Source organism: Ensifer sp. ENS07 (assembly GCF_014852185.1).
In the GTDB taxonomy this organism is placed as follows: domain Bacteria; phylum Pseudomonadota; class Alphaproteobacteria; order Rhizobiales; family Rhizobiaceae; genus Ensifer; species Ensifer adhaerens.
Map to the genome: position 1 here is coordinate 179,869 of NZ_JACVBE010000005.1, position 21,357 is coordinate 201,225.

At 63.0% G+C, this 21,357-nt stretch carries 14 protein-coding genes; 4 read left to right on the forward strand and 10 right to left on the reverse strand.

The annotated features are described in order from the left end of the window. Positions 1–16 precede the first annotated feature (16 nt). Complete coding sequence (locus tag IB277_RS18135; protein WP_034786796.1) at positions 17–874, forward strand: LysR family transcriptional regulator; 858 nt, start codon at positions 17–19, stop codon at positions 872–874. Between the two features lie 24 nt (positions 875–898). Here IB277_RS18135 and IB277_RS18140 read toward each other — a convergent pair whose 3' ends face one another. Further along, complete coding sequence (locus tag IB277_RS18140; protein WP_090297876.1) at positions 899–1,945, reverse strand: low specificity L-threonine aldolase; 1,047 nt, start codon at positions 1,943–1,945, stop codon at positions 899–901. Between the two features lie 554 nt (positions 1,946–2,499). On the opposite strand from IB277_RS18140, the gene gltB reads away from it, so the two are divergent. Both gltB and IB277_RS18150 read left to right on the forward strand, forming a co-directional pair. Next, on the forward strand, positions 2,500–7,224 hold the full coding sequence (gene gltB, locus IB277_RS18145; protein ID WP_090297873.1) for a glutamate synthase large subunit: 4,725 nt from the start codon (positions 2,500–2,502) through the stop codon (positions 7,222–7,224). 108 nt (positions 7,225–7,332) lie between these two features. Beyond that, entirely contained in the window at positions 7,333–8,790 is a 1,458-nt protein-coding gene (locus IB277_RS18150; RefSeq protein ID WP_034786787.1) for a glutamate synthase subunit beta, read from the forward strand. Between the two features lie 87 nt (positions 8,791–8,877). Here IB277_RS18150 and IB277_RS18155 read toward each other — a convergent pair whose 3' ends face one another. Next, positions 8,878–10,128, reverse strand: a complete 1,251-nt coding sequence (locus tag IB277_RS18155; protein WP_090297870.1) for a DUF459 domain-containing protein — start codon at positions 10,126–10,128, stop codon at positions 8,878–8,880. A gap of 134 nt (positions 10,129–10,262) precedes the next feature. Continuing rightward, positions 10,263–11,483 (reverse strand): lytic murein transglycosylase, encoded by a 1,221-nt coding sequence (locus IB277_RS18160; protein ID WP_060581304.1) that lies wholly within the window; start codon positions 11,481–11,483, stop codon positions 10,263–10,265. Positions 11,484–11,881: 398 nt separating this feature from the next. Between IB277_RS18160 and galU the strand changes: the two genes are divergently transcribed. Continuing rightward, positions 11,882–12,769, forward strand: coding sequence for a UTP--glucose-1-phosphate uridylyltransferase GalU (galU, locus tag IB277_RS18165; RefSeq protein WP_034786782.1), 888 nt, complete (start codon positions 11,882–11,884; stop codon positions 12,767–12,769). A gap of 78 nt (positions 12,770–12,847) precedes the next feature. Here the strand turns inward: galU and IB277_RS18170 are convergent, their stop codons facing one another. From IB277_RS18170 to IB277_RS18200, 7 genes are all read right to left on the reverse strand, one after another. Then, positions 12,848–14,311: an outer membrane beta-barrel protein gene (locus IB277_RS18170; protein WP_089044971.1), complete on the reverse strand. Its 1,464-nt coding sequence runs from the start codon at positions 14,309–14,311 to the stop codon at positions 12,848–12,850. 94 nt (positions 14,312–14,405) lie between these two features. Beyond that, complete coding sequence (locus IB277_RS18175; RefSeq protein ID WP_060581306.1) at positions 14,406–14,876, reverse strand: NfeD family protein; 471 nt, start codon at positions 14,874–14,876, stop codon at positions 14,406–14,408. 3 nt (positions 14,877–14,879) lie between these two features. Further along, on the reverse strand, positions 14,880–15,878 hold the full coding sequence (locus IB277_RS18180; protein ID WP_089044972.1) for an SPFH domain-containing protein: 999 nt from the start codon (positions 15,876–15,878) through the stop codon (positions 14,880–14,882). 194 nt (positions 15,879–16,072) lie between these two features. Continuing rightward, complete coding sequence (gene hemH, locus IB277_RS18185; RefSeq protein WP_192371330.1) at positions 16,073–17,110, reverse strand: ferrochelatase; 1,038 nt, start codon at positions 17,108–17,110, stop codon at positions 16,073–16,075. A gap of 122 nt (positions 17,111–17,232) precedes the next feature. Beyond that, a complete protein-coding gene (locus tag IB277_RS18190) occupies positions 17,233–19,107 on the reverse strand; it encodes a 5'-nucleotidase C-terminal domain-containing protein (protein WP_110819203.1) in 1,875 nt (624 codons plus the stop codon). A 230-nt stretch (positions 19,108–19,337) separates the two neighbouring features. After that, positions 19,338–19,709 carry an outer membrane lipoprotein Omp10 gene (omp10, locus tag IB277_RS18195; RefSeq protein ID WP_090299699.1) on the reverse strand — a complete coding sequence of 124 codons (372 nt, stop codon included), beginning with the start codon at positions 19,707–19,709 and terminating at the stop codon, positions 19,338–19,340. A gap of 173 nt (positions 19,710–19,882) precedes the next feature. Next, positions 19,883–21,334, reverse strand: coding sequence for a homospermidine synthase (locus IB277_RS18200; protein ID WP_090299701.1), 1,452 nt, complete (start codon positions 21,332–21,334; stop codon positions 19,883–19,885). Positions 21,335–21,357 lie beyond the last annotated feature (23 nt).

The following is a 21,357-nucleotide window of genomic DNA, read 5'->3' on the forward strand; positions in this document are numbered from 1 at the left end:
CGAAATGAGATGAGCTATGTTGGATCTCGTGCAGTTGCGCAGTTTCGTCGCCCTCGAACAGATGGGCAGCTTCACGCTTGCAGCGGAAAAACTATCGCTCGGGCAATCGACGGTCAGCCAGCATATCCAGCGGCTCGAAGCCTCGCTCGGACGCACGCTCGTCGACCGCGATACGCACCGCGTTTCGCTGACGGCAGACGGGCAGGCGCTGCTTGCCCACGCGCGCTCGATGCTGGCGATCGACGGCGAGGTCCGGGCGCTGTTTGCCGAAAGCAGTTTGCGCGGTCGTCTCCGCCTCGGGGTCTCCGAGGACTTCGTCATGAGCCGGCTGCCGGCGGTGCTGGAAGACTTCGTCCGCGCCCATCCGTCGGTCGATCTGGAACTCACGGTGGCCTTGAGCGGCGTGCTCTACCAGATGCAGGACAATGGCGAGATCGATCTGGTGCTTGCCAAGCGCAGGCTCGGCGACCTCAGAGGCGAGCTCGTCTATCGCGAACCGCTGGTTTGGCTGGCGCGCGATCCCGAGAGGATCAAGCGCGACAAGGTGCTGCCGCTGATCGCCTTTCCGCCGCCGAGCATCACCCGCAGCGTCGCGCTCGAAGTGCTCGACCGCCACCGCCTGCCGTGGCGGATCGTATGCACCTGTGGCAGCCTCAGCGGCCTGACGGCGGCGGCCCGTGCCGGCATGGGCGTGCTCGTGCAGCCGCGCAGCATGGTGCCCTCGGGGCTGAAGGAAATCCCGGCCGGGCTCCTGCCGCCGCTCGAAGACGTGGAATTCGTGCTGGTGCCGAGCAAGGGCGTCGACCGAAAGCTGAGTGCGGCGCTCTCGGTCGAAATCCTCGCCAATCTGAGGACCCTGCAAGGGCAGTCTTGAAGGCAGGGCTGATACCGATACCGCTCAGCAGCCGGCGACGAAGCGGTCGACGTCCTCGGCCTTGGTCGCAAAGCTGGTGACGAGGCGATAGAGGCCCTCGTTCTCAGCAAGCTTGCCCTCGAGGTCGTGCGGCACTGGCCAGTCGTAGAAGACGGCGCCATCCTGCCTGAGCTTCGTCGCCACATCCTTGCTGATGATGGCGAAGACCTCGTTGGCATCGGCCTGCCAGGCAAGCCGGCTCGTCTTTGCGGCGGCAATGCCCTCGGCCAGGCGTGTGGCCATGGCGTTGGCGTGACGGGCGAGGTTCAGCCAGAGATCGCCGGCGAAATAGGCGTCGAACTGCGCCGAGACGAAACGCGACTTGGAGAAAAGCTGGGCGGAGCGCTTGCGCAGGAAGTGCATCTCGTGGGCCTTGGAGAGGTCGAACAGCACCAGCGCCTCGGCGCACCAGCAGCCGTTCTTGGTGCCGCCGAAGGAGACGAGGTCGACGCCGCGCTTCCAGGTCATTTCGGCGGGCGTTACGTCGAGGCTGACCAGCGCGTTGGCGAAGCGCGCACCATCCATGTGCAGCGGCAGCTTGTGTCCCTTGGCGACGGCCGCGATCGCTTCGATTTCGGCGAGCGAATAGACCGTGCCGCTTTCCGTCGCCTGCGTCAGCGATACCGCACTGGGCTGGCCGCCATGGACGTTATCGAGCGGGAAGCGCCGGATCTCGGCTTCAAGGCGGGAGGCCTCCATCTTGCCCCGCGGTCCGTCGACGGGTTTCAGTCGGGCGCCATGCGAAAAGAATTCGGGCGCGCCGCATTCGTCGGCGATGACATGGGCCTCGCGATGGCAGAAGGCGACGCCGCCGGCGCGGTTGGCTGTTGCCAGTGCCAGCGAATTGGCGGCTGTTCCGGTGCCGACGAAGAAGACGGCGACGTCCCTTTCGAAGATGTCCGCGAACTTCTTTTCCACCTTCCGGTCAAGCTCGCTGGTGCCATAGGCCGACGCGTAGCCGCCGGCATGGGCCATCAGGCTTTCGGCAATCGCGGGATGGGCGCCAGCCCAGTTATCAGACGAAAAAATCATCACTTCTCACCCTGTTTCACCGTCAATTCGACGGCTTTTTCCGACCTTAGCCGAGTTTATAGCCGGATCAATCACGGTCAGCGGGCGAAAGGCCAACAGGAGACCAGTTTGAAACCAAAATGAAGAAAACGACGATATGTCGTAATTAAATTATAAAAGCCGGAAATTTCCGGCAATGTTCGGCAAAATCTTCTCCATTATTTGCTGATATGCCTCTTGCAGAGGGGGGTGGTTTCTGGCATAGAGCACATGAAATAGGACAGGTTTGCTGTCCTATTTCGGTCTAGGGACCGGAACAATCGCCGTGAGTGCCTAAAAAAGTGGCATCCGGCGTGCGAAGCGGGAGGATTGGCCGGATTTCATCCGGTTGTTATCGCCTGCCGTCAGGATGGTCGCAGACATCAGTGCCTGATGATGCCGTGCTTATTTGCGACCTGATCAGGATCATGAGACGATGAGTGCCCCGGCTTTTCGGCGTGTCTTTGCACGCAACGAAGAGTCATGCGCGGGCGGTGCCATGCCCGGCGGTGCCGGGTTCAACAGGAGGGAAAACGATGACGGATCATTCGCCATCACAGCAATCTGGGCTCAACCTCGCACACAGCGTTGCGACGGCTGAAAAAACGCCCGCATTCCCGACTGGCCTGCCGCGAAAACAGGGGCTCTACGATCCGCGCAACGAACATGACGCCTGCGGTGTCGGCTTCGTCGCCCATATGAAGGGTCAGAAGTCGCACCAGATCGTGCGCGATGGTCTCTTCATGCTCGAAAACCTGACGCACCGTGGTGCCGTCGGCGCCGACCCGCTGATGGGAGATGGCGCGGGCATCCTCGTGCAGATTCCCGACCGTTTCTTCCGGGAGGAGATGGCCAAGCAGGGCATCACCCTGCCGAAGGCGGGCGAATATGCCGTCGGCCACATCTTCATGCCGCAGGACGATGCGCTCGTCGAACACTTCAAGCAGGTGATCAAGGACGTCGTCACCGAAGAGGGCCAGGTGCTCATCGGCTACCGCGACGTGCCCGTCGACAACGCGTCGCTGTCGAAGGCGCCGGAAATCGCCGCGACCGAGCCGCGCCATGTCCAGATCTTCATCGGTGCCGGCCGTGACGCCGCCACGAACCCGGAGTTCGAGCGCCGTCTCTTCACGCTGCGCAAGGTGATCTCCAACCGTATCTATGACGAATACAAGGGCGAGGAGAGCAACTTCTACCCCGTGTCGCTGTCGTCCTCGACGATCGTCTACAAGGGCATGTTCCTCGCTTACCAGGTCGGCGCCTATTACAAGGATCTGTCCGACCCGCGCTTCGAAAGTGCGGTGGCGCTCGTTCACCAGCGCTTCTCGACCAACACGTTTCCGTCGTGGAAGCTCGCCCATCCCTACCGCATGGTCGCCCATAACGGCGAAATCAACACGCTGCGCGGCAACGTCAACTGGATGGCGGCGCGCCAGGCGTCGGTTTCCTCGCCGCTCTTCGGCGACGACATCTCCAAGCTCTGGCCGATCTCCTACGAAGGCCAGTCGGACACCGCCTGCTTCGACAACGCACTCGAGTTCCTGGTGCAGGGCGGCTATTCGCTGTCGCACGCCGTCATGATGCTGATCCCCGAGGCGTGGGCCGGCAACCAGTTGATGTCGCCTGAGCGAAAGGCGTTCTACGAATACCACGCAGCGCTGATGGAGCCGTGGGACGGTCCGGCAGCTGTCGCCTTTACCGACGGTCGCCAGGTCGGCGCGACGCTCGACCGCAACGGTTTGCGTCCGGCCCGCTACATCGTCACCTCGGACGATCGCGTCATTCTCGCGTCGGAAGCCGGCGTGCTGCCGGTCGACGAAGACAAGATCGTCAAGAAGTGGCGCCTGCAGCCGGGCAAGATGCTCCTGATCGATATGGAACAAGGCCGCATCATCTCCGACGAGGAGGTGAAGTCCTCGCTCGCGCAAAAGCACCCCTACAGCAAGTGGCTCGAAGACACGCAGCTCATCCTTGAAGAGTTGAAGCCGGTGGAGCCGCGTGCGCTCCGTCGCGACGTTTCCCTGATCGATCGTCAGCAGGCCTTTGGCTACACGCTCGAAGACACCAAGATCCTGATGTCGCCGATGGCGACGACCGGCCAGGAAGCGATCGGCTCGATGGGCACCGACACGCCGATCTCGGCGATGTCGGACAAGCGCAAGCTGCTTTACACCTATTTCAAGCAGAACTTTGCGCAAGTCACCAACCCGCCGATCGACCCGATCCGCGAAGAGCTGGTGATGAGCCTCGTCTCCTTCATCGGTCCGCGTCCGAACATCCTCGACCACGAGGGCATGGCGCATGCCAAGCGGCTCGAGGTGCGCCAGCCGATCCTGACCAACGGCGATCTCGAAAAGATCCGCTCGATCGGTCACACCGAGGATCGTTTCGACACCAAGACGCTCGACTTTACCTATGACATTTCGCGCGGCGCCGAAGGCATGCCCGAAATGCTCGATCGGCTCTGCGAGCGTGCCGAAGCGGCGGTAAAGGGTGGCTACAACATCATCGTGCTCTCCGACCGTCAGGTTGGTCCGGACCGCGTGGCGATCCCGGCGCTGCTCGCGACCGCCGCCGTGCACCACCACCTGATCCGCAAGGGTCTGCGCACGTCGGTCGGCATCGTGCTTGAATCCGGCGAACCGCGCGAAGTGCATCAGTTCTGCCTGCTCGCCGGCTACGGCGCCGAGGCGATCAACCCCTATCTCGCCTTCGATACGCTCACCGACATGCACAAGCGTGGCGAGTTCCCCAAGGAAGTCGACGGCAGCGAAGTGGTCTACCGCTACATCAAGGCCGTCGGTAAGGGCATCCTCAAGGTCATGTCCAAGATGGGCATCTCGACCTACCAGTCCTATTGTGGCGCGCAGATCTTCGACGCCGTCGGCCTGTCGTCGAAGCTTGTCGACCAGTTCTTCTTCGGCACGGCGACGACGATCGAAGGCATCGGCCTCGAAGAGATCGCCGCCGAAACCGTCGCCCGCCACAAGGCGGCCTTCGGCGCCGACCCGGTTCTCGCCAACTCGCTCGATATCGGTGGCGAATATGCCTTCCGCATGCGCGGCGAAAGCCATGCCTGGACGCCGGACGCAATCGCCTCGCTGCAGCACGCAGTTCGTGGCAACGCAGAGGACCGCTACCGCGAGTTCGCTGAGATGGTGAACAACTCGGCGCTGCGCATGAACACCATCCGTGGCCTGTTCACGATCAAGAGCGCCGACGCCCTTGGCCGCAAGCCGATCTCGGTCGACGAGGTCGAACCGGCCGTCGATATCGTCAAGCGCTTCTCGACCGGGGCCATGTCCTTCGGCTCGATCAGCCGCGAGGCGCATACGACGCTGGCGATTGCCATGAACCGGATCGGCGGTAAGTCGAACACCGGCGAAGGGGGCGAGGAAAGCGATCGCTACCTGCCGCTGCCCGATGGTTCGATGAACCCGGAACGTTCGGCGATCAAGCAGATCGCGTCCGGCCGCTTCGGCGTGACCACCGAGTACCTGGTCAATGCCGACATGCTGCAGATCAAGGTGGCGCAAGGGGCCAAGCCCGGCGAAGGCGGGCAGCTGCCCGGCCACAAGGTCGATGCAACGGTTGCCAAGACCAGGCATTCGACCCCGGGCGTCGGCCTGATTTCGCCGCCGCCGCACCATGACATCTACTCGATCGAAGACTTGGCGCAGCTGATCTACGATCTGAAGAACGTCAATCCGGAAGCCGACGTTTCGGTCAAACTCGTCTCGGAAGTTGGCGTCGGCACGGTTGCCGCCGGCGTTGCCAAGGCGCGTGCCGACCATATCACTGTCGCCGGCTTCGACGGCGGTACCGGCGCTTCGCCACTCACCTCGCTGAAGCACGCCGGCAGCCCTTGGGAAATCGGTCTGGCCGAGACCCAGCAGACGCTGGTGCTGAACGGCCTGCGTTCGCGCGTCGCCCTTCAGGTCGATGGTGGTCTGAAGACCGGTCGCGACGTCATCATCGGCGCGCTGCTCGGTGCCGACGAATTCGGCTTCGCCACCGCACCGCTGATCGCCGCCGGCTGCATCATGATGCGCAAGTGCCACCTCAACACCTGTCCCGTCGGCGTTGCGACCCAGGATCCGGTGCTGCGCAAGCGCTTCAAGGGCACGGCCGAGCACGTCATCAACTACTTCTTCTTCGTGGCCGAAGAAGTGCGCGAGATCCTGGCGTCGCTCGGCGTCAGGAAGCTCAACGACATCGTCGGCGCTTCGGAACTGCTCGAAAAGGACAGTGCGCTTGCGCACTGGAAGGCCAACGGCCTCGACTTCTCGAAGATCTTCCACAAGGTGGAAGCCAAGAAGGAAGAGACCTACTGGACCACGCGCCAGCAGCACCCGATCGACGATGTTCTCGATCGCAAGCTGATCAAGGAAGCGGCGGTCGCGCTCGAAACCAAGGCTCCGGTCAAGATCGAAGCCGAGATCAAGAACGTCGACCGTTCGGCCGGCGCGATGCTTGCCGGTGCTCTTGCCAAGCGCTGGGGCCACAAGGGCCTGAAGGACGACACCATCCACGTGACCCTCAAGGGCACGGCTGGCCAGTCCTTCGGCGCGTTCCTCGCACGCGGCATCACCTTCGATCTCGTGGGTGACGGTAACGACTATGTCGGCAAGGGTCTTTCGGGCGGTCGCATCATTGTCCGGCCGCCGGAAAATGCGACGATCGTTCCGCAAGAATCGATCATCGTCGGCAACACCGTGCTTTACGGCGCGATCTCGGGCGAGTGCTACTTCAACGGCGTTGCCGGCGAACGTTTCGCCGTGCGCAACTCCGGCGCGGTCGCGGTCGTCGAGGGCGTGGGTGACCACGGCTGCGAATACATGACCGGCGGCGTCGTCGTCGTGCTCGGCGGAACGGGGCGCAACTTTGCGGCCGGCATGTCGGGCGGTGTCGCCTATGTGCTCGACGAGGAAGGCGATTTCGCCCGTCGCTGCAACATGGCGATGGTCGAGCTGCAACCGGTTCCGGAAGAGGACGACATGCTGGAGAAGCTGCACCACCACGGCGGCGACATCATGCACAAGGGCATGGTCGACGTGTCGGGCGACATGACGCGCCACGACGAGGAGCGGCTTTATCAGCTCATCTCCAACCACCTTCACCACACGGGTTCGCCCCGGGCGAAGGAGATCCTCGATCACTGGACGGATTATCGGCCGAAGTTCCGCAAGGTCATGCCGGTCGAGTACCGCCGTGCGCTCGAGGATATGGAACGCATGAAAATGGCAGAGGCGGCCGAATAGGAGGCCCCGGTGACCAAGGCTCCCGGTTCATCACAGATCGGTTCGGGGGCCCCTCACGCGCGCTCGCAAAAAGCGCCTGTTCAGACGCACAGCTTTCAGGATGAAACGATGGGTAAGGTAACTGGATTTCTCGAGATCGACCGGCAAGTGGCAAAGTACCAGCCGGCGTCCGACCGCATCCGCCATTTTCGCGAATTCACCATTCCGATGTCAGAACCGGAAGTGCAGAAGCAGGCTGCTCGCTGCATGGACTGTGGCATCCCCTATTGCCACGGCCCGACCGGCTGCCCGGTGCACAACCAGATCCCGGACTGGAACGATCTCGTCTACAACGGCAACTGGGACGAGGCGATCCGCAACCTGCATTCGACCAACAACTTCCCGGAATTCACCGGCCGCGTCTGCCCGGCGCCGTGCGAGGAAGCCTGCACGTTGAACCTCGAAGACACCCCGGTCGCGATCAAGACCGTCGAACAGGCGATCGCCGACAAGGCCTATGAAATGGGCTATATCGTGCCGCAGCCGGCCGTCACCAAGACCGGCAAGAAGGTCGCGATCATCGGCTCGGGACCTGCCGGTATGGCCGCGGCCCAGCAGCTTGCCCGCGCCGGCCACGAGGTGCACGTCTACGAGCGCGAAACCAAGCCCGGCGGCCTGCTGCGCTACGGCATCCCGGACTTCAAGATGGAGAAGAACTTCATCGATCGCCGCGTCGACCAGATGCGCGGCGAAGGCGTCACTTTCCACTGCGGCATCAATGTCGGCGTCGACGTTCCGATGCAGCGCCTGCTCGACGAGCATGACGCCGTGCTCTACTGCGGCGGCTCCGAGACCCCGCGCGACGCGGGAATCCCCGGCGTCCAGTTCGCCGGCGTGCATGACGCGATGCCCTATCTCGTCCAGCAGAACCGCCGCGTCGGCCGCGAGAACATCGACAGCGTCGGCTGGCCGTCGCAGCCGATCCTTGCCGGCGGCAAGCATATCGTCGTCGTCGGCGGTGGTGATACCGCGTCCGACTGTGTCGGCACCGCTTTCCGCCAGGGCGCCGTCAAGGTGACCCAGCTCGACATCCGTCCGCAGCCGCCGGAAAAGGAAGACAAGCTTGCCGTCTGGCCGTTTTGGGCGACGAAGATGCGCACCTCTTCGAGCCAGGCCGAAGGCGCCATCCGCGAGTTCCAGGTGGCGACCCTTGAGTTCATCGGCGACGAGGACGGCAACCTGACCGGCGTGAAGTGCTGCCAGGTGGATGATCGCCGCAAGCCGGTCGCCGGCACGGAGTTCATCATCAAGGCGGATCTTGCCTTCATCGCCATCGGTTTCAGTGGTCCCTTCACCAACAGCGTGATCAAGGACCTCGGCGACAAGCTGACGCTCAACACCGACCGCCGCGGCTCGACCAACGTCGTCGCCAACGAGCGCGACTACAAGACCTCGGTCGACAAGCTCTGGACGGCCGGCGACGTGCGCCGCGGCCAGTCGCTCGTCGTCTGGGCGATCCGCGAAGGCCGCCAGGCGGCGCGTGCGATCGACGAGGCGCTGATGGGTTCGACCACGCTGCCGCGCTAAGGCATTACTCCCAAGCATGAAAAAAGCCCCGCAGCGATGCGGGGCTTTTTTCATGGTGTGCCAGAAGGCTGAATGGGGATCGTCGGCCTAGTTGCGGATCACCGGGTTGCTGATGACCGTGTTTGGCTTCGAGAGGCGGAAGTCATCGACGCGGCCGGCCGGAGCGGCGGCGACGTCACCCTTGCCAACCAGCAGGTCGCGTGGGCTCTTGCCGTTGCCCTTGTCCGGTGCGGCGCTGCCGAGCAGGGACGCGGCGCCATCCAGCGCCGGATCGGTCAGCCCGATCGGCTGGGTCTTGACGATATCCTCGTTGCCGAGCGGTGCGGTCACCACCAGGTCCTTGAGCTCGTCGGCGCCCGGCACGTTCTTGTCGGTGGCGGCGGCATCGCCGAGCAGCCGACGGATGTCCTTCTCGACGTAGAAGGCAAGCTTGCGCTTGCCGGCCTTGGTGAGGTTGACGCCGTCGGCGCCGCGCAGGCGCACCTGCTGGCCGTTGATATCGGAGCCGGTCAGAACGAACTTGCCGCCCTCATCGACGAAGCCGTCCCAGATGTCGACGAACTGTCCGCCGACCTTCTCGATCTCCTCGCGATAGATGCCGTTGAAGGTGACCATGTCGGCGGTCATCGCGGCCGACTGGAACGGCGGCATGCCGACCCAGAGAACCGGCAGCTTTTCCTTGCGCGCAAGGGCTGCCAGCGCGTTGACACGCTTGCGATATTCTTCCGTCCAAAGGTCGGAGCGGAACTTCTCCTTGGTGCTGCCGATCTGCATCTGCTGGCGATCGTTGGCGCCGAGGCTGATGATGATGACCGACGGCTTCACGTCGCCGACATAGCCCGGCAGCGTGCCCGGCCAATTGAAATAGTCTTCGCGCACGAGACCGGACGAACCGTTCGCCCGCGTCTCGATGGTGATGCCGGGCGTCATCTCGAAGGCCGTCTTCAGGCCGTCGCCAAGGCTTCCGGCCATGAAGTCGCCGACGACGAGCACCTTCTTGGCATCCGGCGCCTTCTCCACCACTATCGGCGCCGGGGCAGGGGTGTCGGCAACCTTTGGCTTCTGCTTCTGCTGCCCCTGGCCCTTCTGCCGCTGTTGCGGCTGGCGCTGGCGCTTCGGGCGCGGCTGTTCGGGATAATAGTCGCGATCCTGGTAGGTCGGCCGTTCGCGGGTCAAGCCGCCGAAGAGCATCTGAAACAAGGTGCGGCGTTGAACGCGCTCCTGCGCCTCGGCAAAGCTCGCAAAAAGGCTGACGGTGAGCATCGCCACAACGGCAATGCAGATCGTCGCAATCCCGAACGGCGTACGGCTATCGTGCCTGCGGCGCCTGCTGATCATCTGCTTTCTGCCCCGTTCATCGCGTATTCGGGCGGCCTTGCCGCACCAAAGTTTCAGCGCGCCGCACGGGGGTGCAGCGCGCTTGCCCTATTGTATCTCACGGATACTCAGATCGTGAAACCGTTTCGAACCTGCTAGTTGCGGAGCGCCCGCAGCAGCATCTGCGTCGGCTCACCATCCGGCGCCAGTCCGTTCTTCGACTGGAATGCCTGGATCGCGGCCTTGGAGCCGGAGCCGAAGTTGCCGTCGACTTCGCCACTGTAGTAGCCAAGCTCCTTCAGCCGGTTCTGCAGCTCGAACTTCTCGCTGATGTCAAGCGAACCGTCCGGACGCGGCCAGCGCTGCTGCATGCCCTGGTAGCCGGCGATCTGGTCTGCGAGCAGGCCGACGCCGAGCGCGTAGCTGTCCGACGCGTTGTAGCGCTTGATGACGAAGAAGTTCTTGGTCATCAGGAAGCCGGGGCCGTTGCCACCGCTCGGCAGCTTGAGCTCGGCGCGCGTGCTGCCGTTGCGGAAGCCCTTGCCGTTCGGCCGGGCAAAACCGAGCGACGCCCATTCCTTGAGCGTCTTCGTCTGGCCCGAATACTTCGCGGCGTTGGCCGGCGGGGCGACTTCGTAGCCCCAGGTCTCGCCCGGCTGCCAGCCATTTTTCTTCAGAAGGTTGGCGGCGGTCGCCAGCGCGTCTGGCACCGAGTTCCAGATGTCGCGGTGACCGTTTCCGTCTGCGTCGACCGCATAGAGCAGGTAGCTCGTGGGGATGAACTGGGTGTGGCCCATGGCGCCCGCCCAGGAGCCCGTCAGCTCACGTGGGGTGATATCGCCCTTCTGCAGGATTTTCAGCGCGGCGATTAGCTGCTTCTTGGCATAGTTCGACCGCTTCGGATCCGCGTAGGCAAGGGTTGCGAGCGCGCGCGGGACGTAGTGCAGGCGGTCATCCTTCTCCAGCACGGCGCCGTAGTTGGACTCCATCGACCAGATGGCCAGCAGGATGGTCTTGTCGACGCCGAAGTGTTTCTCCAGCGCGTTCAGCGTGCGGGCGTGCTTGGTCGCCATCTCCTGGCCGACGCGCTTGGTGTAGGGGTTCACGCGGGAATCGATATATTCCCAGATCTTGTGCTTGAACTCCGGCTGGTAGTTGGCCTTGTCGATCACCGTCTGGTCGGGCGACTTCACGCCGGCAAAGGCCTGGCGATAGGTTGCCTTGGTGATGCCGGCCTGGGCGGCGGTCGCGTAAAACTCGTTGATCCAGTTCTGGAACCCGGTATCGGCGCGCGCGGGGGAGGTGCCGAGCGTGGCGGCGGATAGGACGAGGGCGGCTGCGATATGACGGAAAAACGTCCTGCGGTTTCTGATCATCAGCTGTCGGTTCCGTTTCTCTGCGGAGCTTCGGCCGTCATGGCCCGAATCACTCCGCAAGGTGGCAGTCTGGGGCCAGCCTGGACGGTGGGGGCAGTCGTCGGCGGCTCCTGTTTCGGATCCGGCCGCGCTTGTTGCATTGCCGGATTGCAACGAATCTACAGAAACGTGGTCAACAAACCCTTTACCATGAAAATGTGGTGGCGTCTTCGGCCACAGAAAATGTCAAGCCTTGGTCGTGGAGTTCGCATATGCATTTGTTTCGTCGGTTCATGCTGTGTTCAGCTGACGGCATAGAGATTGCGGCTCCATTACGGAGCGCTGTATGGTTAGGGACGGATTGACGTCCAGGACCATTCGGCAAGAGTTATGAGTGAAATCCTTTCAAGGAGGTATCGATGACCGACAAGCGTAAAGTCCGCAAAGCCGTGTTCCCGGTCGCAGGACTGGGCACCCGTTTCCTGCCGGCGACCAAGGCCGTGCCGAAGGAAATGCTGACGGTGGTGGACAAGCCGGTCATTCAATATGTGGTCGACGAAGCGCTGGAAGCCGGTATCGAGCATCTGATCTTCGTGACCGGCCGCAGCAAGGCTGTCATCGAGGACTATTTCGACATTCAGGTCGAGCTCGACCAGACGCTGCGCGAGCGCAACAAGAAGGCCGAGATCGCGCTGCTCGACGGCATCCTGCCGAAGGCCGGCACCACCAGCTTCACCCGCCAGCAGGCGCCGCTCGGCCTTGGCCACGCGGTCTGGTGCGCCCGTGAACTCGTCGGCAACGAGCCCTTCGCGCTGCTCCTGCCCGACATGATCATGAAGGGTGAGAAGGGCTGCCTGAAGGGCATGGTGGAGCTCTATGAGCAGAGCGGCGGCAACGTCATCGCGGTTGAGGAATGCGCGCCGGACCAGGCGCACAAATACGGCATCGTCGGCGTCGGCGACAAGGTCGGCGAAGGTTTCAAGATCACCAAGATGGTCGAGAAGCCAGCACCGGGCACTGCCCCCTCCAACTTCTTCATCAACGGCCGCTACATCCTGCAGCCGGAGATCTTCCCGATTCTCGAAAAGCAGGAGCGCGGCGCCGGCAACGAGATCCAGCTGACCGACGGCATGCTCAAGCTTTCCGACAACCAGCAGTTCGCCGCTTACCACTTCCGTGGCGATACCTATGACTGTGGCGCCAAGGACGGCTTCATTCTGGCCAACGTCGCCTTCGCGCTCGAGCGTGGCGATATCCGTCCGACCGTCGAAGGCCCGCTGAAGAGCCTGCTCGGCAGCCTGAAGTAATCGGCCTTCTCTTCTCGAAGGCAAGAAAGGCCGCGTCCATCGGGCGCGGCCTTTTTTAATCTGGATGATGGGATTGCCTCAGCGGCGCAGCGTCAACCCGACGCCGACGCGGGTGATGTCGGTGGTGTCGCCCTGATCGCGGGTGGTGCGCTCGTAGCTGACGTCGCCCGTCAGCGCCAGGTAGCGGTTGATGTCGTAGGTGAGGCCGGCGCCGGTGCGCCAGGTGGTCTCGTCCGACGAGCGGGCGTTCGAGGGGTAGTTGCGCAGCGTCAGGCTGTTCGTCAGCCGCGCGACCAGATCCGAGCGCATCTGGTGGGTGATGATGTTGGTGAGGTTGTAATCGATCGAACCAGCGTCGCCGGGCGTCGTCGACGGGTTGAGGTCGGTCGACACGGCGAAGAGCACGTCGGTGCCGCGTTGCGGCGACCAGTTGAGGCGGCCATCGACCGACAGGCCGCGGAGTTCGCCAAGCCGGTCATCCTCGAAATTGTAGGTTTCGTAGCCGAGGCCGAGCTCGCCATAGAGCTTCTCGCCGAGGTCGAGCTCGATACCGCCGCGTGCGGCATAGGTCTGATAGGAGCGTTCGAAGCCGAGCGGATCTTCGCGCAGATCGTAGAGCGACTTGCCGACGGAGGCTTCGAGGAACGGGATCAATGCCGGCGACAGTTCGTAGCCGACGCGGGCCGTGAGCACACCGGTGTTGCGGTTTCGATACTTGACCGAAAGGTTCGTGCCGTTTTCGAGTTCGACATCACCATAGGTGCGCCGGTCGAAATCGATGCCGACCGAGCCGCGGATCAGACCGAAATCACGCTCAACGGCCGCGCCGAGGCGGTAGGTGTTGACCGCGGACTGGTTTTTGGCGTTGGAGATCGCGTTCGGGTCGTCGGCGTCCTCGCGCTCGAAACTGTAGCCGGCGCGCAGACGGGCGATCGTTTCGTCCCAGAGATCGAGCCGCAGTTCCGCATCGACATTGGCGCGGGGCTCTTCCTCGCCCTCGCCGGAGATGTTGTTCTGCAACACGCCTTCGCCGGTGACGGTCAGCTGATGCCGCGACCAGTCCGAGGTCAAGGTGCCGCGGATTCCGGTTTCGAGATAGCCGCGGCTGGTCTTGGTGTCGCCGTCCTTGCGCCATTCGTGGTTGATGGTCTCGCTGACGCTGGGGCGCAGCGTGAAGGTGCCGATTCGGATGCCCGGGGCGCGATCGTATTCGGGGTTATCGGTCCGCAACCGCAGACCGTCGATCGTTGGCTCGCGCTGGTTCAGGCGAAGGTAATCCTCGTTAGAGGCCGGGGTCAGGTCGTCAGCGCTGACGGCGCCGGTGGTCTGCGGATCGGTGATTGCGGGCGTCGCGGCCGGAACGGCTGAAGGCGCTGTGCCCGCGCCATAGGTGGTCGTCGTCGGAGCGGTGGCGGGAGCGGTCGTGGCGGTCTGGGCGTTCAAGGATGCGGGGGCAAGCATCGCCGTGCCGGCCAGCAGCAACGCCAGCGACGTCGAACGCCGCGCGCCTCCTTTGATCGAGCGAGATGAGCCTGGCACCATATGCCGTTTGTCCACGAGCCTGATTGCAATCCTTTCGCAACCGTAAAGCGACGTGGTTAATCAATCGTTTCCAAACGGAAAAAACGTCGTGGCATCAGCCGCTTGCGGTTACGCTTTCGACGGTCAGGTTGCGGCCGTGGGTGGAAACGACGCGCACCCTTGTACCGGCCGGCAGGTCCGGTCCCTCAACGACCCAGAACGTGTCGTCGAGCCGGATGCGCCCTCGGCCTTCGGCGATCGGTTTTTCCAGGACCGCGGTGCGACCGACGAGGCTTTCGGCGCGCTGGTTCAAAAGCGGCTCGTCGGTGGTCTCGGATGTGGAGAGAACGAAGCGGCGGCCAAGGAGAACGGCCGCCACCGAGAGCAGCGCGAACAGCACGAGCTGGACCTGCCACGTCCAGAAGCCGACCTCCCAAAGCATGAGGGAGAGGATGCCGACTGCCAAGGCGGCGACACCGATCCAGATCAGGAACACGCCGGGGGCGACGAGCTCGGCGGCGAGAAGCACGAAGCCCAGAACCCACCAGCTCCAGGGCCCGAGTTCTTGAATGGCGCGTTCGATCATCGTCTACTTCCCTTGCGCGGGATCGGTCGGGAAAGCTGGTGTGGTGCGCGGCGTCGACTGGCGCGGGCGGGTCGCTGGCGCCGTCTGGCTGTCGCCAAAGACTTCCTTGGCGATGGCGCCGATGCCACCGAGCGAACCGATCAGCGCGGAAGCTTCCATCGGCATCAACACGATCTTCTGGTTGTTGGCGGTGCCGATCGAGGCGAGTGCTTCGGTGTACTTCTGGGCAACGAAGTAGTTGATCGCCTGCACGTCGCCGGCCGCAATGGCCTCGGAGACCATCTTGGTTGCCTTCGCCTCTGCCTCGGCCAGGCGCTCGCGCGCTTCGGCGTCACGAAACGCCGCTTCGCGCTGGCCCTCGGCCTGCAGGATCGCCGACTGCTTGGCGCCTTCGGCGCGCAGGATCTGGGCGTTTCTGGCGCCTTCGGCTTCGAGCACCTGCGCGCGTTTCTCGCGCTCGGCCTTCATCTGGCGCGCCATGGCATCGACGAGATCCTTCGGCGGGGCGATATCCTTGATCTCGATGCGGGTGATCTTGATGCCCCAGGGGCTGGCAGCTTCGTCGACGACGTGCAGCAGCCTGTCGTTGATCGTATCACGGTTGGAGAGCAGTTCGTCGAGGTCCATCGAACCCATGACCGAGCGGATGTTGGTCATCGTCAGGTTGAGGATGGCGTTTTCCAGATGCGCGACCTGGTAGGCGGCCTGCGCCGCATTCAGGATCTGATAGAAGGCGACGGCATCGGCCGAAACGCTGGCATTGTCCTTGGTGATGACTTCCTGGGTCGGAACGTCGAGCACCTGTTCCATCACGTTCATCTTGGCGCCGATGCGGTCGATGAACGGCACGATCAGATTGAGGCCCGGCTCCAGCGTTTTGGTGTAGCGACCGAAGCGCTCGATCGTATAGCGGTAGCCCTGCGGCACCGTCTTGATCCCCATGAAGAGGACCAGGATGATGAGCACCACGAAGCCAATGACGACGATATCCATTCCGCCCAAGACTTACCCCCTTAAATTGCAATCTCGACCTGTGGCTGCAGTCTAGCGTATTCCGTTTCCCTTCGGAATCGGTTTTCCGCGGATTGCGCGTAAATTCAAAATGTTAGATTGCCGCACTCGCCGGTGGGGAAGAGCGCGGCTCCTTCATCCTGAGCTGGCGGCCAGCGCGCCGTTCAAGTGGGGTGATGGGACGCTTAAAGCCAGCCGGCAAGCTCCCGGCGCACGACGTGTTCGAGCACGGCCATGCCTTCGGCGCTGTCGTTCAGACAGGGGATGTGGGTGAACTTCTCGCCGCCATTGTGATGGAAGCTTTCGGCCGCCTGCTCGGCGATCTCTTCCAACGTTTCCAGACAGTCGGAGACGAAGCCCGGGTTGAGGACGGCAATGCGCTTGACACCGTCCTGCGCAAGTTTTTCGACCGTCTTGTCGGTATAGGGCTGCAGCCATTCCTCAGGCCCGAAGCGCGACTGGAAGGTGACCTGCAGCTTCTCCTTCGACCAGCCGAGCTTTTCGCGCAAAAGCCGCGCGGTCTTCTGGCACTGGCAGTAGTAGGGATCGCCCTTGTCGAAATAGCTCTTCGGAATGCCGTGGAAGGAGGTCAGAACCACCTCCGGCACCCAGTCGAGCGTCGCCAGGTGACGCTCGATCGAGGTTGCCAGAGCGTCGATGTAGACGGGATCGTCGTGGTAGGGCGGAACGGTGCGCAGTGCCGGCTGCCAGCGCATCTTCAGAAGCGCCTCGAAGGCCTTGTCATTAACGGTGGCGGTGGTGGCGGCGGCATATTGCGGATAGAGCGGGAAGACGAGAATGCGTTCGCAGCCGGCCTTCTGCAGTGCGTCCATGCGCGAGGCGATCGACGGCTGGCCGTAGCGCATGCCCCAGTCGACGATGACGTTAGGCTGGTCGGCGAAGGACTTCGCCATCAGTTCGGACTGGTTGCGGGTGTAGGTCCGGAGGTAGCTTTCGTTCAAGTCCTTGTTCCAGATCGTCTCATAGGCCTTGCCGACCTTGCCGGGGCGGGTGTTGAGCACGATGCCGAACAGGATCGGGTACCAGAACAGTCGCGACCACTCGATCACCCGGCGGTCGGTCAGAAACTCCTTCAGGTAGCGGCGCATCGAGGTGTAGTCGGTGCCATCAGGCGTGCCGAGATTGACCAGCAGGATACCGACCTTTCCGGATTTGACGGACGGGTGGCTGGCAGGGGTGGTCACGGCAAGCTGATCGGTCATCTTCATCCTCGTCGGGTCCCCGTATCGGGACGCCGCTTTCGTTCCTTCGGTTTCCAGTCCTTCTAAAAAGAAAAGCCGGCGCGGGGAAGCCGCGCCGGCTCTGAAAGTAGAGGCAAATTGTCTTACTTTGCCGGAATCTCCAGTTCCTTGCCGACATGCAGGTGGCGCGGCGCCGGCTTGCCGTTGGCGTCGGAGATCTTCTTCCAGAGCGCGCCTTCGCCGTAGAAGGCCTTGGCGAGATCCCAGAGCGTGTCGCCCTTGGTGATCACGTGCTTCTGCGGGCCGCTCGCTGCCGCCGTGCCGCTGGCCGTTGCCGCCGGCTGGGCTGCCGTGGCGTCGGCAGCAGGCTTTGCGTCCGCCGCCGGCTCGGCCGTTGCCGCACCGGCCGCCGAAGCGACCTCGGTGATGCGGCCGTCGGTATAGGGCTTGAACGGCTGGTGGGCGGCAAGGTAGTCGGCAAGCACGGTTTCGAGGCCCGGACCGTAGTCGTAGGCGTTTTCACCCTTCTCCTTGAAGACGTCGTAGCCGTCGCCGCCATTGCGCATGTAGTTGTTGGTGACGAGCGAATAGGTCTTGGCCGGATCGAGCGGGACGTAGGCCTCGCCTTCCTTCACCTCGACCGAGACGACGCGGCTGCCGACCGGCTTCGACTTGTCGAAGGAGAACTTCATGCCGGCCACCTGCGGGAAACGGCCGCCGCCTTCCTCAAGCTTGCTGAGACCGTTTTCCAGGGCTTCACGAATGCCGTCGCCCTTCATCTGGAAGGTCGCAACCGTGTTCTGGAACGGCAGGACCGTAATGGCTTCGCCCATCGAAACGTCGCCGGCATCGATGGAGGCGCGCAGACCGCCGCCGTTGGTGATGGCGATGGTCACACCCTGGCCCTTGACGCGGTCGAGCATGGCGTCGGTGAGCAGGCTGCCCATTTCGCACTCTTTGGTGCGGCAATTCTCGCGCGAGCCGTCGATCGGCGCCTCGGTCTTGGCGATGATCTTCGAGCGCAGCTCTTCGATCGGCTTGCCGAGTTCGGCGACGCGGGCAAGCACCGCCTCATCCGGCTTGACCGAGCTGTCGACCAGGATCGGGTCGCCCTTGGCGGCCTTGACCACGCCCTTGTCGTCGAAGGTAACGACGAGATCGCCGAGATATTTGGTGTAGGAGCCGGCCTGGACGACCGGAACCTTGTAGCCGCCTGGGTTGTCGACCATCGTCGGGTAAGGACCCTCGGCTTTTGCATCGGTGTTGGAGAGCAGGCTGTGCGAGTGGCCGCCGACGACGACGTCGACATCCGGGATCTTGGCGATGGCCGCGAGGTCGCGCGGATAGCCGACATGGGTGAGCGCTATGATCTTGTCGACGCCCTGCTTCTTCAGTTCCTCGACGGCTGCCGTGGTGGTGGCGACGTCGTCGCCGATCAGGATGTCCGGGCCGGGGGAAGAGAGTTCAGGCGTGTCGTTGGCAACCGCGCCGACGATGCCGACCTTCTGGCCACCGACATCGAGCACGATCGACGGCTTGATGCGGTCGCCGATCTTCGACTTCTGGCTCGGCAGCACGTTGGCGGTGACGACCGGGAAGGCGATCTTGTCGAGGAAGCCGGCAAGGCCGTCCTCGCTCTCGTCGAACTCATGGTTGCCGACGGTCATCGCGTCGAACTTCATCAGGTTGAGGAATTCGGCTTCCGCGAGGCCCTTGTAGGTGGTGAAGAACAGCGAACCCTGGAAGTTGTCGCCGGCGTTGAGCAGCAGCACGTTCTTGCCCGAGAGGTCCTGGCGCTTCTGGTCGATCAAGGCCTTGAGGCGCGCGACGCCGCCGAAGCACTCGTTCTTGCCCTCCTCTTCCGCCGAGCAGGTGGAATCGAACTTGTTGATCGATTCGATGCGGGAATGGAGGTCGTTGATATGCAGGATGTTCAATTCATAATCGGCGAAGGCTGCGCCCGAGGAGAGGGCAAGAATGGACGCGGTCATCAGGCCGGTCCGCACGTGTCTGATCATGATGTTCTCCTGTTTTGCCGGTTGTCGCCCGACCGCATCCGGTCCGCCGAAACGGATCCGGTCCCCACGGTCGGGGTGGCTTTGCCGGGCCGGATGTTTTCATCACTTGAAGGCGACTTCAAGCGTTAAAACCATGCCCTGGTTGTCGGGTTTACCGTTAAGGTTAAGTCGTGGCCCGCAAACGAAAAAAGCCTCCGGACGGAGGCTTTTGCAATTTCGTGTTTTCTGTTTTAGCCGCGACGCGCGAGCGAGAACTGTGCCCCGGCGTCGGTGGTGCAGTTGAGCTGGTTCTGCGTGACCAGAGCGCAAGCGACCTTCGACTGGGTGTTGCGCACCAGCGAGGTCATATTGATCTCGACAAGCGTCGGGCTCGTCTTGACGTAGTTGCCCGAGGCGAGCAACTGGTTGGTGTCGGTCGTGCGCGTGGAGAAGGTACCGCCGGCAAATGTCGAGACGATACCGTTCGGGTCTACCCAGGAGCCCTCGACGCCCGCAGCCTGGCGTGCCGGCTGCCCACCCTCATCGATGATCCGTGGCGACGACTGGCAGGAGGCAAGCGCGGCCGCGGTTGCGATTAGGGTCAGAACGGCGAATGGCTTCATAGGCGATTTCCCCCGCGTTTGGGTCGAGCGGATTGTTTCATTCCGGCAGACCATGCCGCGATCATGAGTTGAAAGCAAGAGCGGCAGGCCGCGGCCTCGGGCTTTTCCGCCAGAGATGAAAAGGCCCGGGGCACGTTCGTGTCCCGGGCCGGATGCGCTTACGTCTCAGCAGCTTAGCGAACGAGGATGTTCTTGAACTGCCACGGATCCTTGGTGTCGATGTCTTCCGGGAACAGGCCCGGGCGACCGTCGAGCGGGGTCCAGTCGGTGTAGTGACCTTCGACCGGGCCGAGGTAGGGCAGTTGGACTTCGAGGCAACGCTTGTAGTCCATCTCGTCGGCTTCGACGATGCCGGCCTTCGGGTTCTCGAGAGCCCAGACCATGCCGGCGAGAACGGCCGAAGTGACCTGCAGACCGGTCGCGTTCTGGTAAGGCGCGATGCGGCGGGTTTCTTCGAGCGACAGGCGCGAGCCGAACCAGTAGGCGTTCTTGTCGTGGCCGTAGAGCAGCACGCCGAGTTCGTCGACGCCGTCGACCAGTTCCTTTTCGTCAAGGACGTGGTGCACCGGCTGGGCGTTGCCGCCGTTGCCGAACATTTCGTGCAGCGACAGAACGGCGTCGTTGGCCGGATGGTAGGCGTAGTGGCAGGTCGGGCGATAGGTGACTTCGCCTTCCTTATCGCGAACCGTGAAGAAGTCGGCGATCGAGATCGCCTCGTTGTGGGTCACGAGGTAGCCATACTGCGGGCCGGGGGTCGGGCACCAGCTGCGCACGCGGGTGTTGGCGCCCGGCTGCTCCAGATAGATCGCTGCCTTGCAACCCTTCTTGTGCTTCTTGGCGTTCTTCGGCATCCAGTTTTCATGTGTGCCCCAGCCGAGTTCGGCCGGCTGCAGGCCTTCCGAGATGAAGCCTTCGACCGACCAGGTGTTCCAGAAGGTGTTGAACGGCTTCGGGTTCTTGGTGCGCTGGGTGTCGCGCTCGGCGATGTGCACGCCCTTGACGCCGACCTTCTTCATCAGCTTGGCCCAGCCTTCGCGGTCGTCCTGATGCGGCTCTTCGAACTTCACGCCAAGGTCGTTGGCGAGGTTGAGGAGGCCCTGCTTGACGAACCAGGAGACCATGCCGGGGTTGGCGCCGCAGGTGGAAACCGCGGTTGTGCCGCCCGGGTTCTTTTCCTTTTCCTTGCGCACGGTTTCGCGCAGCGCATAGTTGGTGCGCTCGGAATTGTCCATTTCGGCGTCGAAGTAGAAGCCGAGCCACGGCTCGACGACCGTGTCGACGTAGAGCACGTCGAGCTTGCGGCACATCTTCATCAGGTCGAGCGAGCCGGTGTCGACCGACAGGTTGACGCAGAAGCCCTGGCCTTCGCCTTCGGTCAGAAGCGGCTTCAGCAGTTCCTTGTAGTTGTCCTTGGTCACATGCGCGCGAACGTGACGAACGCCATGGCGTTCGAAGATCTCGTTGTCGGCAGCATCCTCACGGGGCTCGACCACGATCAACCGGTTCTTGTCGTATTTGAAGTGGCGCTCGATCAGCGGCAAGGTGCCGCGACCGATCGAACCGAAACCGATCATCACGATCGGACCGGTGATCTCGCCATAAACCGGATAGGTGGTATCTGCCATTTTTGTCTTACTCCTGAGAAAAC

Excerpts from the sequence above, each read along its gene's own strand:
- galU (WP_034786782.1), top strand. The coding sequence starts at position 11,882 with ATGACCGACAAGCGTAAAGTCCGCAAAGCCGTGTTCCCGGTCGCAGGA.
- IB277_RS18190 (WP_110819203.1), bottom strand. The coding sequence starts at position 19,107 with ATGATCAGACACGTGCGGACCGGCCTGATGACCGCGTCCATTCTTGCC.
- gltB (WP_090297873.1), top strand. The coding sequence starts at position 2,500 with ATGACGGATCATTCGCCATCACAGCAATCTGGGCTCAACCTCGCACAC.
- IB277_RS18200 (WP_090299701.1), bottom strand. The coding sequence starts at position 21,334 with ATGGCAGATACCACCTATCCGGTTTATGGCGAGATCACCGGTCCGATC.
- IB277_RS18140 (WP_090297876.1), bottom strand. The coding sequence starts at position 1,945 with ATGATTTTTTCGTCTGATAACTGGGCTGGCGCCCATCCCGCGATTGCC.
- IB277_RS18155 (WP_090297870.1), bottom strand. The coding sequence starts at position 10,128 with ATGATCAGCAGGCGCCGCAGGCACGATAGCCGTACGCCGTTCGGGATT.
- IB277_RS18160 (WP_060581304.1), bottom strand. The coding sequence starts at position 11,483 with ATGATCAGAAACCGCAGGACGTTTTTCCGTCATATCGCAGCCGCCCTC.
- IB277_RS18150 (WP_034786787.1), top strand. The coding sequence starts at position 7,333 with ATGGGTAAGGTAACTGGATTTCTCGAGATCGACCGGCAAGTGGCAAAG.
- IB277_RS18175 (WP_060581306.1), bottom strand. The coding sequence starts at position 14,876 with ATGATCGAACGCGCCATTCAAGAACTCGGGCCCTGGAGCTGGTGGGTT.
- omp10 (WP_090299699.1), bottom strand. The coding sequence starts at position 19,709 with ATGAAGCCATTCGCCGTTCTGACCCTAATCGCAACCGCGGCCGCGCTT.
- IB277_RS18170 (WP_089044971.1), bottom strand. The coding sequence starts at position 14,311 with ATGGTGCCAGGCTCATCTCGCTCGATCAAAGGAGGCGCGCGGCGTTCG.
- IB277_RS18135 (WP_034786796.1), top strand. The coding sequence starts at position 17 with ATGTTGGATCTCGTGCAGTTGCGCAGTTTCGTCGCCCTCGAACAGATG.
- hemH (WP_192371330.1), bottom strand. The coding sequence starts at position 17,110 with ATGACCGATCAGCTTGCCGTGACCACCCCTGCCAGCCACCCGTCCGTC.